Genomic DNA, 14,211 nt, shown 5'->3' with positions numbered 1-14,211 from the left:
CCTCCGCCTTGCAGCTGCACGCGCCAGACCCCGCTCGGGTCGGTCAGGACGAACCGTCGGTCATAGCCAGCCTGATCCAAACGACAGGCCCTAGCCCCGTCAGGGATGCCGGGCGCGCCCCCGGCCGGGATCAGTTCACTCGTCGCCGTTCTCCACCGGCACCTTCTGGGTGCGCGGCGGCACGAAGCCGTTGAGTCCAACGGCTCCCTCGGCCGGCGTCCCGTTCTGGCTCATCGAGGAGAGCAGCTGACGGGCCAGGCCGAGCCCCGTACCGCCCATGGTGAGTGCCTTGGCGAACATGTCGGACATGCCGTCGGCGCCGTTGAGGAGCACCATGTGCTCGACGTTGTTGAACGCGCTCGCTCCCGCCTGGACGATCTCCGGCCAGTTCTCGGCGAGTTGCTGGGCGACCACGGCCTCCTGGTTCTCGGCCAGGGCGGCGGCCCTGGCCGCGATGGCCTCCGCCTCCGCGAGTCCCTGCGCGCGGGTCGCCTCGGCTGCCGCGAGGCCCTTCGCCTGGGCGGCGGCCGCCTCGGCCTCACCCGTGGCACGGGTCGCCGTCGCGGCGGCCGCGCCCCGGGCCCTGGTCGCCTCGGCCTCGGCGCCGGCGGCCGTCTTGACGCGGGTCGCCTCGGCCGCCGCGGCGAGCTCCGTCTCCTTCGCCTTGGCCTCGGCGGCGGAGATCCGGACGTCGCGCTCGGCCTCGGCCAGCGTGCGCTTCTCGTACGCCTTGGCGTCCGCCGGCTTGCGCACGTCCACCTGGAGCTGCTGCTCACGGCGCTGCGCCTCCAGTTCGGCGACGCGGGTCTCCTGGACGACGACCTCCTGCCGGGACGCGGCGTCGGCGAGCGGTCCCGCCTGCCGGGACTTCGCCGCCGCCTTGTCGCGCTCGGCCTGGTAGCCGGCCTGGAGGATCTCGCTGTCCCGGGTCGCCTCCGACATCCGGGCTGCGGCCTGCTGCTCGGCCTCGGTGGCCAGCCGGTTGGCCTCGGCCTGCGCGATCCGCGCGTCACGCTGCACGGCTGCGGCGTGCGGCATGGCGAGGTTCTTGATGTACCCGGTCGGGTCCTCGATCTCGTGGATCTGCAGCGAGTCGACGATCAGGCCCAGTTTCTCCATCTCCGTGCCGCAGGCGGCACGGGTCTGTCCGGTGAGCTTCTCCCGGTCGCGGATCATGTCCTCGACCGTCAACCCGCCGACGATGGACCGCAGATGACCGGCGAACACGTTGTGCACCCGCTCCGCCATCAGCTTCTGCTGATCGAGGAAACGGCGGGCCGCGTTGGCGATCGACACGAAGTCGTCGCCCACCTTGAAGATGACCACGCCCCGCACCTTGAGCGGGATGCCCTGGTGCGTCACGCAGTCCACGGACAGCTCGGTCTCGTTGAGGTCCAGCGACAGCTTGCGCACCGCCTGGACGCCCGGCGTCACCAGCGTGCCGCGTCCCGTCACGATGCGGAACCCCATGCCTTCCTCGAGGCCTTCGGTCCGATGCTTCGAACCGGAGATGATCAGTGCCTCGTTGGGCTCCGCGACGCGCCACATGAGCTTGAAGACCACAACGATGAAGATCAGTGCGAGGAGAACAGCCCCCGCCACGACGCCGACGATCATCGGCATACGCCCCCTTTGGATGGTGCCCTGTCGGCACCGAACGAAGGGGAGTGTGCTCCTGACGGGAGGCCGGGTACAGCCATAGACGGATCCTTGTTGCAATCTTGATGCCCACGGCCCCTCACCTGGGCCGCGGAGAGCTCAACTGCCGTACGCGGCCGACACGTAGACCGTCCTCGGCGGCAGGTACTCCACCACCATCACCACCGTGCCCCGCTCGATGCGCTCCTTCGCGGCGGCCGGATACGCGAGGAAGTGCTCGGCGCCGCCACGCACCCGGACGATCACCTCGCCGACGAGCCCGGGCCCGACCGTGCCGGTGACCCGCCCCATCAACCCGACCATCGACGCATCACCCATGCCGACAGCGTACGGCCGCCGGACCACTGGTCACCGCGGGTGTGCCCAACTCGCCAACTCGCCAACTCGCCTACACCGCCGCGGGATGCGCGCCGGCAGCGGGCGGGGGCCGGTGTTCGTGCCAGCGTTGGTCCGCCTCCAGTCGGGCGGCCAGTGACACCAGCAGCGGCTCGCTGTGTGCCGGGCCGAGCAGCTGGGCGCCCACCGGCAGCCCGTCCACGAAGCCCGCGGGGACGTTGACGCCGGGCCACCCGAGCACGTTCCACGGCCAGGCGTAGGGGCAGGCGGCGATCATCGCGCGGTCGGTGCCGAGCCCGCCGAGGTCCAGCATGGCGCCGATGCGGGGCGGGGGAGCGGCCGTTGTCGGCGCGAGGAGGACGTCGTAGGAGTCGAAGAGCGCGCCGATCCGCCGGTGCAGGGCGGCCTCCGCCCGGCGGGCGAGCCGCAGCGGGGTGCCGCCCAGCAGCCGTCCCAGCCGGGCGGCCTCACGGGTCCGCCGGTCGAGGAGGTCGGGAAAGGGCGCCTCGCGCACCCACTCGGCGATACCCGCGGTCGCGCGCGGCACGAACGAGAGCCCGATCCGTCCGTAACGTGGCTCGGCCTCCTCGACGACGTGACCGAGCACGGCGAGACGTTCCGCGAGGGCGACGACCCGTGCCCGTACGCGGGGATCGAGCCGCGCGGGCAGCGCGGTGAACGGCGGCCGCAGCGAGAGCGCGATCCGCAGCCGGCCGGGATCGCGGTCCACAGCGTCGGACACGCGCAGCTCGGGCGGGTGGTGCAGGTCGCGGCTGTGACAACCGCTCGCGGCGTCCAGGAGCAGCGCCGCGTCGGCGACCGTACGGGCCAGCGTCCCGTTGACGGTGATCCCCTGGAACGCCTCGGGGCGCGGCCAGGTCGAGATGCGGCCGCGCTGCGGTTTGATGCCGACGAGATGTGTCCAGGCGGCCGGGATCCGGACCGAGCCCGCGCCGTCGGAGCCCAGCGCGGCCGGCACCAGCCCGGCCGCGACCGCCGTCGCGGAACCGCCGGACGATCCGCCCGGGGTGTGCTCGCCGTGCCAGGGGTTGCGGGTGGCGCCGAAGGCGGGCCCCTCGGTGAAGGGCCACTGCCCGAGCTCGCAGGTGTTGGTCTTGCCGACGATCACGGCGCCCGCCGCCCGCAGCCGGCGTACCGCCTCGCCGTCCCTGGCCTGGGGCGGGAACTCGCCCCGGCAGCCGAACGCCGTCGGCAGCCCCGCCACGTCCATGTCGTCCTTCACGGCCACCGGCACCCCGAGCAGGGGCCGCCGCCCGCCCGCCGCCCGCTCCCGGTCGGCCGCGTCGGCCTCGGCCAGTGCCGCCTCGGCGCGCACCCGGCGGAAGGCGTTCAGCGACGGCTGGGCGGCCTCGATCCGGGCCAGCGACCACGCGACCGCCTCGCGCGCGCTCAGCTCCCCCGCGGCGAGCGCGCGGGCGCACTCCGCCAGACCGGGGACGGGGTCCGCAGCCATCCGGGCACCTCCGATGCAGGGCGTCTGCCGAACGGTAGCGTCCGGGCGCCCACAGTGGTACGGGGTGCCGAACCTCCGTCTGGGAAAGGGGAGTTGCCGCCCGTATGCCCGCACGGTCACGTGCGCGGACACCGGATGTTCCCCCGGCGCAATGCGGCGCGCCGGGCTTCTGCAAGGATGCCGTACGTCATGGTGCAGATACCGAAAGACTCCGTCCCGCCGTCGCCCGCACCGCTCGCCGTGCCGACGAGCGCGGATGTGGCCCGACTGGCGGGTGTCTCCCGCGCGACCGTCTCGTACGTCCTGAACAACACGAGCGCCGTGCGCATCAGCGAGCCCACCCGCCGCCGGGTCCACGAGGCGGCCAGGGAACTCGGCTACGTCCCGCACGCCGCGGCCCGCAGCCTGCGCGCCGGCCACAGCCGCCTGGTCCTGATGCCCGCCCCGAACGTGCCGGTGGGCCCGCTCTACAGCCAGTTCCTCAGCGAGCTGCAAGGGGCTCTGGGACGCCTCGACTACACCGTCGTGCAGTACGGCAGCGTCGGCCTGAACGGCGACGAGGCCGCCCGCGCGTGGGCGGAGCTGCGGCCCGTCGCCGTCCTGGTACCCGGCAGCGACCTCGGCCCGCAGGGCGTGGCCGTCCTCAAGCGCTCCGGCGCCCGGGCCGTCGTCACGCTCGGCACCCAGCGCGTGGAGGGCGCGCACGCGCTGCTGATGGACCACGCCGGGGTCGGCCACAGCGCCGGCGCGCACCTCGTCGCCCGCGGCCGCCGCCGTATCGGTGTGGTCGTCCCCGAGGAGCCCGGCTTCGAGGTCTTCTCCCGGCCCCGGCTCGACGGCGTACGGCGCGCCGTGCACGGCACGGACGCCGTGGTGACCGAGCTGCCGCTCGCCTACGACGAGGACGAGGCGGCCCGGCTGGCCGGAAAATGGCGGTCACTCGGCCTGGACGCGGTGTTCGCGTACAACGACGAGTACGCCATGCTGCTGATGCGGGCCCTTCAGGACGAAGGCATCGCCGTCCCCGAGGAGACGGCGGTGATCGGCGCCGACGACCTGATGCTCGGCAGACTGCTCCGGCCGCGGCTGAGCACCGTCCACATCGAGTTGCCGGCCGGCCGTGACCTCGCGGAGCTGGTCGACCGGGCGGTCCGCGAACCGGGCGCCGCGCCCCAGGCGCACGACGTGCTGGGGGCGAGGGTCGTGCACCGCGAATCGAGCTGAACACCGGGGAGGCGCGTCATGCGGACGCAGGTCGGCATCATCGGAGGCGGGCCCGCCGGGCTGCTCCTGGCCCGGCTGCTGCACCGGGCGGCGATCGACTGCGTCGTCCTGGAGCGCCGGACGCGCGCCCGCGTCGAACAGCGCGGGCGCGCCGGAATGCTGGAGCAGGGCACGGTCGACGCACTGCGCGAGTGCGGCGCCGCGGAACGCCTGGAGATCGAGGGCCTGGTCCACCACGGCATCGAGCTCCGCTTCGACCGCGAGCGGCACCGCATCGACTTCCCGGTCCTCACCGGCGGCCGCACGGTCACCGGCTACGCCCAGACCGAGATCGTCAAGGACCTCGTCGCCCTCCAACTCGCCGACGGGGCACCGCTGTTGTTCGAGGCGGAGGCCCTCGCGATCGAGAAGCCGGAGAGCGAGGAACCGGTCGTGCGTTTCGTGCACGAGGGCCGGGAACAGACGCTGCACTGCGACTACGTGGTCGGCTGCGACGGCTTCCACGGCATCGCGCGCGCCACCTTCCCGGCCGGGCTGAGCCGCGCCTACGAGCACGTGCACCCGTACTCCTGGCTCGGCGTCCTGGCCGATGTGGCGCCCTCCTGCGAGGAGTTGGTGTACGCCCGCGGGGCCGGCGGCTTCGCGCTGCACAGCATGCGCTCACCCGAGGTCTCCCGGCTCTACCTCCAGGTCCCCAACGGTACGGACCCGGACGACTGGTCCGACGACCGGGTCTGGGACGAACTCTCCACGCGCTTCGCGATCGACGGCGACTGGACGCTCCGACGCGGTCCCATCACGGCCAGGTCGGTGACGCCCCTGCGCAGTCACATCCACGAACCGATGCGGTACGGGCGGCTCTTCCTCGCCGGGGACGCCGCCCACATCCTGCCGCCGACGGGCGCCAAGGGGCTGAACCTCGCCGTGTCCGACGTCCGTGTCCTGGCCCGCGGCTTCGTCCTACTGCACCTCACCGGATCGGACCAACTCCTCGACCGCTACGGGGAACTGTGTCTCGGCCGCGTGTGGCAGGCGACCCGTTTCTCGTACGACCTGACGCGGATGCTGCACACGTTGCCGGACAAGGACGCCTTCGACGACCGCATGCAGCTCACGCGGCTGCGCCGGATCACGGCGTCTCGGCCGGCGGCCGCCGAACTGGCCGCGAATTACACGGGTCTGCCACTCGCGTGGTGAGCCCGCGCGGGTCCCGGCCGCGGCCCGCAGGCGCGGGTAAACCTTGCTACCCACCGTCGGCGCCACCGACCGTCCGCCGCTTCCACCGTTCGCCGATTTCGCGGGCCCGCCGGTGCTACTCGCCGCCCTGCCCGGACTCCTGCGCCTGCTGCGCCTGCTGCTGGGCCACGGCCTTGCGGACCTCGTCCATGTCGAGCTTCCTGGCCTGGCCGATGACGTCCTCGAGGGCGGCCTCCGGCAGGGCGCCGGGCTGCGCGAACACCGCGACCTGGTCGCGGACGATCATCAGCGTCGGGATCGACTGGATGTTGAACGCCTGGGCCAGCTCGGGCTGCGCCTCGGTGTCCACCTTGGCGAAGACCAGGTCCGGGTTGGCCTCCGCGGCCTTCTCGTAGACCGGGGCGAACTGCCGGCACGGTCCGCACCAGGACGCCCAGAAGTCGATCAGGACGAACTCGTTGTCCGTGACCGTCCGGTCGAAGTTCTCCTTGGTGAGCTCCACGGTGCTGCTCATGGCGATTTCCCACTTCCTCGTGTCGGTCCCGGGGCCGGGCCCGGGGGCAAGCCGCTGTCGACAACGCTGCCCCACGGTGGCGTATTCCGCGCACGTACCCCTGCGGCCAGGGCGCACACCCCGTGTGGCCACGCCTCGCACCACCTACCAGACTGACCCCATGACGGAAACGGAAACCATCGCGTACGACGTCGTGGTGCTCGGTGCCGGGCCCGTGGGGGAGAACGTCGCCGACCGCACCCGTGCGGCCGGACTCTCCACCGCGGTCGTGGAGGCCGAACTGGTCGGCGGTGAGTGCTCGTACTGGGCGTGCATGCCGAGCAAGGCGTTGCTGCGCCCGGTCCTCGCCCGCGCCGACGCCCGCCGCGTGCCGGGACTGCGCCAGTCGGTGCAGGGCCCCCTCGACGCCGCCGCGGTCCTCGCCCACCGGGACTACTACACCTCGCACTGGAAGGACGACGGCCAGGTCGGCTGGCTGGAGGGCATCGGCGCCGACCTCTACCGGGGGCACGGGCGGCTCTCGGGGACACGCGAGGTGACGGTCGAGGGCGCGGACGGCGGACGGCGCGTGCTCACGGCCCGGCACGCCGTCGCCGTGTGCACCGGCACCCGTGCGTCGCTCCCCGGCCTGCCGGGCCTCGCCGAGGTCAGGCCCTGGACCAGCCGCGAGGCCACCAGCGCGAAGGCCGTGCCGGACCGGCTCATCGTCGTGGGCGGCGGTGTGGTCGCGGTCGAGATGGCCACGGTGTGGCAGGCGCTCGGCTCGCGGGTCACCCTCCTCGTCCGCGGTACGGGGCTGCTGCCCCGTATGGAGCCCTTCGCCGGAGACCTGGTCGCGGAGTCGCTGAAGGAGGCCGGCGCGGACGTGCGCACCGGCGTCGCGGTGACGTCGGTGACGCGCGAGGGACCGACGGTGGTGGCCGTCACCGACGGCGGGGAGCGCATCGAGGCCGACGAGATCCTGTTCGCCACCGGGCGGGTGCCGCACACCGACGACCTGGGCCTCGAGACGGTCGGTCTGGAGCCCGGCTCGTGGCTGCCGGTCGACGACACGCTCCTGGTGACCGGCAGCAGCTGGCTGTACGCCGTGGGCGACGTGAACCACCGCGCCCTCCTGACCCACCAGGGCAAGTACCAGGCCCGTATCGCGGGCGCCGCCATCGCCGCCCGCGCGTCCGGGGTGCCCCTGCTGGAGACGGACCCCTGGGGTGCCCACGCGGCGACCGCCGACCACGCGACCGTCCCCCAGGTCGTCTTCACCGACCCGGAGGCCGCGGCTGTCGGTCTCTCGCTCGCGGAGGCGGAGCAGGCCGGCCTCCGGGTCCGCGCCGTCGACGTCGACCTCGCCTCGGTCGCGGGCGCGGGGCTGTACGCCGACGGTTACCGAGGCCGGGCCCGGATGATCGTCGACGTCGCCCGGGAGGTCGTCCTCGGGGTCACCCTGGTCGGCCCCGGAGTGGGTGAACTGATCCACTCGGCGACCGTCGCCGTGGCCGGCGAGGTGCCGGTGAGCCGGCTGTGGCACGCGGTGCCGTCGTACCCGACGGTGAGCGAGGTGTGGCTGCGGCTGCTGGAGGCGTACCGGGACGCCTGAGCCGCGACACGGGGGTGCCACCGGTCGGCGGCACCCCCGTGCGCCGGACCGGTGACGCGGGCTCCGGGCGCCCTCGGGGACAGCCGGTTTGCGCCGGGGAGGCCGGGGAGGCCGGGGCGCGGTCGGTCTCGTCTCCGGTCTCCACCGGGCGTCCTTGTCAGTCCAGCAGTACTGGTCGGTCCGGCAGTACTGGTCAGTCCCCTGGACGCGTCCTGGTCGGCCCAGCGGTCCTGGTCAGTCCCGTGGACGCGCCCGGTCAGCCCGGCAGTCCGAAACCCAGGGCCGCCGCGGCCTCACGCGGAGTCGGCTGGGCCCAGCGCCGCGCCACCGCCTCGGTCGAGGACAGCGAGCGCAGTTCCGCGCGGTCCAGGTAGAGCGTGCCGTCCAGGTGGTCCGTCTCGTGCTGCACGATGCGCGCGGGCCAGCCGGTGACGATCTCGTCCACCGCGCGGCCGTGCTCGTCCCGTGCCGTGAGCCTGACCCGGGCGGGCCGGGTCACCACCGCCTGCCAGCCCGGCACACTGAGGCATCCTTCGAAGAACGCGGCCCGGTCGGCGCCGACGGGCTCGTACGACGGGTTCACCAGCACCCGGAACGGCTGCGGCACCCTGCCGCGCGCCAGCCGCACCTCCTCGGGCACCGGCGCCGGGTCCTCGAGCACCGCGATCCGCAGCGGTACGCCGACCTGTGGCGCGGCGAGCCCCACGCCGGGCGCCGCGTGCATCGTCTCGCGCAGCGCGGTCACGAAGCGGTCCAGCAGCTTCGCGTCCAACTGGCCGTCGAAGGGCTCGGCTTCGCGCCGCAGCACCGGTTCACCGGCGGCGACGATCGGCAACGGGCCCGCGCGGGAGAGGAGTTCCTCCACCTGGTCGGTCAAGGAGCGGGAGCGGCCGGGGTCGTGTTCGGATGCCATCGGGCCAGGATGCCAAGCCGGGCGGCACGGCGCGAGGCGAGGCCACGGCGGGATCGCCCACCCAAGCCGAGGGCGCTGCCCCGGCGGCCGGGGCTTCGTCGCCGCGCTGTCCCCGGCCGGCGTGCGGGTGCTGCGCGCGCTTCCCGCTGCGAGGTATGCGCCGGGCACGGACCCCGGGGGTGCCGGTGAGGGCGGTGGCGGCACGGAGGACGGACGGCTCCTGGCAGGAAGGGGCCGGGGACCGCGGCCCGGCCGGTCGTTCGGGTGACCGGCCGGGCGCTGGGCTCCCGGCCTCCTCGGGTGACCTCCCAGGGCGTGGCGCGACCGCAGGGGAGTCCGGCGGTCACATACGGTCGAAGTCCCCCGCGAGCGCCGAGGCGATCCTGAGGTGCGACTCCGCCTCCTCGTGCCGGCCCTGGCGTTCGAGGGTCCGGCCCAGCATCAGCCGGGCGTAGTGCTCGACCGGTTCGCGCTCGACGAGGATCCTCAACTCGGCCTCCGCGCGCCGAAGTTGGGCCGAGTGATAGTACGAGCGCGCCAGCAGCAGCCGGGGACCCACCTGCTCCGGCACCTCCTCGACCAGCCCGCCCAGCACCCGCGCCGCAGCCGCGAAGTCCCTGGCGTCGAAGAACATCCGCGCGCGCTCCCAGCGCTCCGCGGCCGTCCCGTGGTCGTAGTACGTCATGTCCACTGCTGACCTCCTTCGGCGGCGACAACGAGAGCAGATGGTTGAATATTCCACTACTATGCGGGTTCGGGCCGCCGGACCTCGGCCGGGACGGGATGAAACGCGTATGCCGTCTGGCTTGTGCTCAAGTGCCCCGCAATGGGCGGGCCGGCCGGCTGACGACAGGTCCGGGACCGGACTAGGTTGGGCGCCATGAGCAATCTAGATCGCGAGGCGGTTCCCGCACTGTGCGGCGGCCGTGGTTTCGTGGTGGCGGAGCCGGTGCGTGAACTCCTCAGCCCCCGCCGGGTCCAGCTCGGCGAGGCCACCGAGGTCCGCCGGCTGCTGCCCAACCTGGGCCGCCGCATGGTCGGCGCCTGGTGCTTCGTCGATCACTACGGACCCGACGACATCGCGGACGAGCCCGGCATGCAGGTCCCGCCGCACCCGCACATGGGTCTGCAGACGGTCAGCTGGCTGCACGAGGGCGAGGTGCTGCACCGCGACTCGACCGGCAGCCTGCAGACGATCCGCCCGCGGGAGCTGGGCCTGATGACCTCGGGCCGTGCCATCAGCCACTCCGAGGAGAGCCCCAGGTCGCACACGCGCCTCCTGCACGGCGCGCAGCTCTGGGTGGCCCTCCCGGACGGGCACCGGCACACCGACCCGCGCTTCGAGCACCACGCCGGACTGCCCACGGTCACCGCCCCCGGCCTCACCGCCACCCTCATCCTCGGCAGTGTCGACGGCGCGACCTCGCCCGGAACGACGTACACCCCGATCGTCGGCGCCGACCTGAGCCTGACCCGCGGCGCCGACCTGCGGCTGCCCATGGAGCCGGACTTCGAGTACGCCGTGCTCTCCATGTCCGGCGAGGCGCACGTCGACGGGGTCCCGCTGCTGCCCGGCTCGATGCTCTACCTCGGCTGCGGCCGCAGTGAACTCCCCCTGCGTGCCGAGTCCGACGCCGGACTGATGCTCCTCGGCGGAGAGCCCTTCGAGGAGGAGCTCATCATGTGGTGGAACTTCATCGGCCGCACCCAGCGGGACATCGAGCAGGCCCGCGAGGACTGGATGACCGGCTCCCGCTTCGGTGAGGTCAAGGGCTTCGACGGCGGTCCGCTGCCCGCGCCCGCGCTACCGCCGGTGCCGCTGAAGCCGCGCGGCAGGGTGCGCTGACCCTCCGGGGTCCGTCACGGAAGTCTGCCGCGGGCCCCTCCCCGCGGCGGACGTCTCAGGCCGAGGCAGCCGACGACATCAGCTCCGCCAGCTTGTTCAGACTCTGGGACCAGCCCTCCTCGTGCAGAACACGGCGCCCCTCGGTGGCGAAGTCGCCCTGGTCGAGGACCAACTCGACCCGTGTGCCGCCGATCTCGCGAAGCGACAGCGTCACCACCGTCTCCCGGTCCTCGGGATGGGGTTCCTCCCACCGGAAGGTGTAGGTCAGGCGTTCCGGAGGGTCCACCTCGACGAATTCCCCCACCAGGCAGAACGGATCGCCCTCCGGAGGCCGCATCGCGATCCGGTAGCCACCGCCTGGCCGAAGGTCGCTCTCCATGCTCGGGATGGTGAACCCGTCAGGGCCCCACCACTTGACCAGTTCCCGCGGTTCGGTCAGGGCCCGGAACGCGTCCGGGCGCGATGCGCGCAGGACACGCTCCAGATGCAGCCTCAGCCCGCCGTCGTGCGTCATCGCGAACCTCCTCCACCGAAGGCGCCGAGACTGACCACCATGCTCATCGTAAGGACCCGAGCCGCAGGCCGCGATCTCCCGGGACCTCTCAGTGCGCGTGCGCCCGCGCGGCCGTCCTCCACACCTCGGCCGCCAGATCGATCATCTCCGCGTCCTGTGCCTGCTCCGCGAGTGCCGTGAGGTCCGCGATCGCCGTCGTGTCGCCCTCCGCCAAGCGGATCTGCGCGCCCAGCATGCGGTAGCGGATCCGGTCGCGGTAGCTGAGCAGGAGCGTGTCCTGAGCGATGCTGTCGCAGAGGGTGCGGGCCGTCGCGAAATCGTCTCGGGCGTAACGGAGTTGGGCCGTGAGGAAGGTGTACTCCTGCTGGTTCGCCGGGGTTCCCACCAGGTCGAGGGCAGGTTTGACCTCCGCCAGATAGTGCTCGACGGCGTCGAGGCGCAGGGGACCGGCCTGGAGCTTGAGCGCGGCGGCTGCCAGCCGCAGGCGCACCCACAGCGAGAGGTCCTCACGGCTGCTGACCGCCGCGAGGGCCCTGTCCAGAAGCAGGCCCGCCCGCTTGTGGTCGCCGATGCGGGTGGTGACGGTGGCCGCGGCCCACCAGGCCTCTGCGGCGAGGGAGCCCGTGCGGTCGCCGAGAGAGGCGCAGATGTCGTCGCTCATGCGCTTCGCCTCGGCGAGGTCGCCCAGTTCGGCCGCGGTGGAGACGAGCAGGATCCGGAGGCGGGTGGTGTCGCCGGTGCCGAGACCGGCCTCCTGCGCGAGACGCAGACCGTCCCGCGCGGTGGCGCGAGCGTCGTCGATGCGGCCGAGGGATCGCTGGCATCGCGCGAGACGCAAGCGGGCATGGACGAGGAGCACGGGGTGCCCCAGCTCCTCGCTCACCTGTACGAGATGCCGGAGGTTGTCGTACTCCTCCCGGCGCTGCCCTTCCTCGCACTGAAGCTTGGCGAGTTGGGCGTACGCCTGCCACCGCAGGGTGGGATCGGCCTCGCTGTCGGTCTCCAGTGCTTGTTCGAGCTGGAGCCGGAGTTCGCCTTTGTCGGCCGACTCCCACAGTGCCGCCGTGGTGGCGAGGATGTCCGAGAGGCCGGTGGCTTCGACCTCGTCGAACATACTGAGCGGAACGTTGAGTTTCGCGGCGAGAAGTTCCACGCTCTGCGGTGTGGGCGGGCGGGACCCCGCCTCCAGTCGCGACACGTAAGCGGCCGACATGCGGGGACCGGTGAGGCTGGCCTGAGTGAGCCCCTGCTGCTGTCGGAGCTGACGGAGGCGGCGGCCGAATGCCGGCTGCTCAAGCATCTTCTATTCCTTACGGACAGCCCCGTCCTCGATTTGTCAACACATTATCGATCCTTTACTCGGGCTGTCAAGAATGAAGGTGCCGCCCGGTCGATGCGCATCAACCGGTCCCCGGTCGGTGGGGATGGATCCTTACGGTGTCGGAGCCGGCCACTCGATGTCCAGCGGGGTCGCCGGGCCCGCCGCCGGCCACTCGATCTCCGATGAGATGGCCCGGCCGGGCGCCGGCCACTCGATGTCCAGCGGGGTCGCCCGGCCCGGCGCCGGCCACTCGATCTCCTGGGGCGTGATGGCGACTGCCGGGCGGTCGGGGGCCGCTTCCGCGTGTGCCGAGGCGATGGTGAGCAGCGTGGCCGCCGTGAGCGTGGCCAGGGTGGCGAGGCTGTGGGCGAGGCGCATGGCAGTTCTTCTCTCCTGGGTCGGGTGCGTCCGGGGCTCCGGCCCTGCGGGTCGGTCCGGACGCTCGTCCTTCTTCGGTGGCGCGGGGCCGCATGCCGAGGCTAGGAGCCCTTGCCGAGTGTAGTCAATCCTTGACAAGGCTTGACTGGCTTGCTTATTTTCAAGGTGAACCAGTTGGAGATCTTGGGGGACGACGGGTCCGGAACGCTCCGCAAAGGGGAGGAGCAGGCGTCAGCGGCGCATCCGGGACTTTCCCGGCGCACCGGGACGCCGATCCACCAGCCGTGGCAGGCCCGCCCCACCGGTGGGCAGGCGGACGGGACGGCCCCCTCCTCACCGCTACGGGCGCCGTCGGGCGCGCATGGAGGTTGCACCCGTGGACATTCGAGCATTCACGTACTTCATCGCTGTGGCCGACGAACTCCACTTCGGCAGAGCGGCGAAGAGACTCCACATCTCGCAGCCCGGCCTCTCTCAGGCGATCAAGGTGATGGAGCGCGAGATCGGCGCTCCCCTTTTCCACCGGTCGCGCCAACTGGTCTCGCTGACCGCGATCGGCGAGGAGCTCCTGCCCAGGGCGAAGCGTCTGGTGGCGCACGCCGAGGAGGTCAAGGGCTTCGCCAACGACATGGTCGACCGGCACCACGCGACCCTGACTCTGGCCCACACGGCCTCCGCGAGCCTCGGCCAGGCCCACGAGTTGACCGCAGCGTTCCGCGCGGCCCGCCCGCACATCAACCTGCGGACCTCGGCCGGCTTCAGCTCCTTCAACGTGGAACGCGTGCGCACCCGCCGCGTGGACGTGGGCTTCGTGCGGCCGCCGGTGGACCTGGGGCAGGACCTGGGGCTCCTCGGCGTGGGCCACGAGGAGATCCTCGTCGCCCTCCCCGCCGCTCATCCGTTGGCCGGTCAACCCGCCATCCGGTTCGAGGACGTCGCCGCGGACCCCCTCGTCTACTTCCCCCGCGAGTCGGGCGGGTTATGGGAGTCGATCATCCAGGCCGTCTATCCCGTGGGCCGGACCCCGCGCATCGTCCGGGAGGAGCCCGACGAGGTCCACATGCTGATGGCGGTCGCGCAGGGGCACGGCATGACCCTGGTCACCCGGGATGCCGTCGCCCTGCTGGACGTACCCGGCGTGGCACTCCGCCCGTTGGAGGGCGCGCCCACCGTGCCGCTGGCCCTCGTGTGGCGCAAGGACAACACCAAGTCCGCCCTGCGGGCCTTCCTGTCGTTCATGG

The 14,211-nt window shown here is 72.6% G+C and carries 13 protein-coding genes and 1 pseudogene; 5 read left to right on the top strand and 9 right to left on the bottom strand.

From position 1 onward, the window contains the following. Window positions 1-135: 135 nt before the first annotated feature. From AC069T_RS15945 to AC069T_RS15935, 3 genes are all read right to left on the bottom strand, one after another. Window positions 136-1,623, bottom strand: coding sequence for a flotillin family protein (locus tag AC069T_RS15945; protein ID WP_478783310.1), 1,488 nt, complete (start codon window positions 1,621-1,623; stop codon window positions 136-138). 135 nt (window positions 1,624-1,758) lie between these two features. Next, complete coding sequence (locus tag AC069T_RS15940) at window positions 1,759-1,977, bottom strand: hypothetical protein (RefSeq protein WP_478783309.1); 219 nt, start codon at window positions 1,975-1,977, stop codon at window positions 1,759-1,761. 70 nt (window positions 1,978-2,047) lie between these two features. Further along, on the bottom strand, window positions 2,048-3,469 hold the full coding sequence (locus AC069T_RS15935; RefSeq protein ID WP_478783308.1) for an amidase: 1,422 nt from the start codon (window positions 3,467-3,469) through the stop codon (window positions 2,048-2,050). A gap of 189 nt (window positions 3,470-3,658) precedes the next feature. On the opposite strand from AC069T_RS15935, the gene AC069T_RS15930 reads away from it, so the two are divergent. Continuing rightward, a complete protein-coding gene (locus AC069T_RS15930) occupies window positions 3,659-4,693 on the top strand; it encodes a LacI family DNA-binding transcriptional regulator (RefSeq protein ID WP_478783307.1) in 1,035 nt (344 codons plus the stop codon). A gap of 18 nt (window positions 4,694-4,711) precedes the next feature. Next, entirely contained in the window at window positions 4,712-5,890 is a 1,179-nt protein-coding gene (locus AC069T_RS15925; RefSeq protein ID WP_478783306.1) for a 4-hydroxybenzoate 3-monooxygenase, read from the top strand. 115 nt (window positions 5,891-6,005) lie between these two features. On the opposite strand, the gene trxA is transcribed toward AC069T_RS15925, so the two are convergent. Next, window positions 6,006-6,404, bottom strand: coding sequence for a thioredoxin (gene trxA / locus AC069T_RS15920; protein WP_478783305.1), 399 nt, complete (start codon window positions 6,402-6,404; stop codon window positions 6,006-6,008). A 160-nt stretch (window positions 6,405-6,564) separates the two neighbouring features. On the opposite strand from trxA, the gene AC069T_RS15915 reads away from it, so the two are divergent. Continuing rightward, window positions 6,565-7,998: a dihydrolipoyl dehydrogenase family protein gene (locus tag AC069T_RS15915; protein ID WP_478783304.1), complete on the top strand. Its 1,434-nt coding sequence runs from the start codon at window positions 6,565-6,567 to the stop codon at window positions 7,996-7,998. A 256-nt stretch (window positions 7,999-8,254) separates the two neighbouring features. Here the strand turns inward: AC069T_RS15915 and AC069T_RS15910 are convergent, their stop codons facing one another. Both AC069T_RS15910 and AC069T_RS15905 read right to left on the bottom strand, forming a co-directional pair. Further along, entirely contained in the window at window positions 8,255-8,911 is a 657-nt protein-coding gene (locus AC069T_RS15910) for a peptide deformylase (protein WP_478783303.1), read from the bottom strand. A gap of 343 nt (window positions 8,912-9,254) precedes the next feature. Beyond that, window positions 9,255-9,602 (bottom strand): tetratricopeptide repeat protein, encoded by a 348-nt coding sequence (locus tag AC069T_RS15905; RefSeq protein WP_478783302.1) that lies wholly within the window; start codon window positions 9,600-9,602, stop codon window positions 9,255-9,257. Between the two features lie 189 nt (window positions 9,603-9,791). On the opposite strand from AC069T_RS15905, the gene AC069T_RS15900 reads away from it, so the two are divergent. Then, complete coding sequence (locus tag AC069T_RS15900) at window positions 9,792-10,757, top strand: pirin family protein (RefSeq protein WP_478783301.1); 966 nt, start codon at window positions 9,792-9,794, stop codon at window positions 10,755-10,757. 55 nt (window positions 10,758-10,812) lie between these two features. Here the strand turns inward: AC069T_RS15900 and AC069T_RS15895 are convergent, their stop codons facing one another. From AC069T_RS15895 to AC069T_RS15885, 3 genes are all read right to left on the bottom strand, one after another. Beyond that, window positions 10,813-11,271 carry an SRPBCC family protein gene (locus AC069T_RS15895; RefSeq protein WP_478783300.1) on the bottom strand — a complete coding sequence of 153 codons (459 nt, stop codon included), beginning with the start codon at window positions 11,269-11,271 and terminating at the stop codon, window positions 10,813-10,815. Window positions 11,272-11,359: 88 nt separating this feature from the next. Beyond that, a complete protein-coding gene (locus AC069T_RS15890) occupies window positions 11,360-12,571 on the bottom strand; it encodes a helix-turn-helix domain-containing protein (RefSeq protein WP_478783299.1) in 1,212 nt (403 codons plus the stop codon). Window positions 12,572-12,703: 132 nt separating this feature from the next. Beyond that, entirely contained in the window at window positions 12,704-12,970 is a 267-nt protein-coding gene (locus AC069T_RS15885) for a hypothetical protein (protein ID WP_478783298.1), read from the bottom strand. Window positions 12,971-13,331: 361 nt separating this feature from the next. Here AC069T_RS15885 and AC069T_RS15880 point away from each other — a divergent pair. Beyond that, window positions 13,332-14,204, top strand: a pseudogene (locus AC069T_RS15880) (LysR substrate-binding domain-containing protein); the annotation flags it as partial. Window positions 14,205-14,211: the final 7 nt, after the last annotated feature.

The sequence above is a fragment of the Streptomyces sp. NPDC043867 genome, assembly GCF_056435845.1.
The sequence above is the reverse complement of the archived record's forward strand: the minus strand, read 5'-3'. Positions and strand labels throughout refer to the sequence as shown.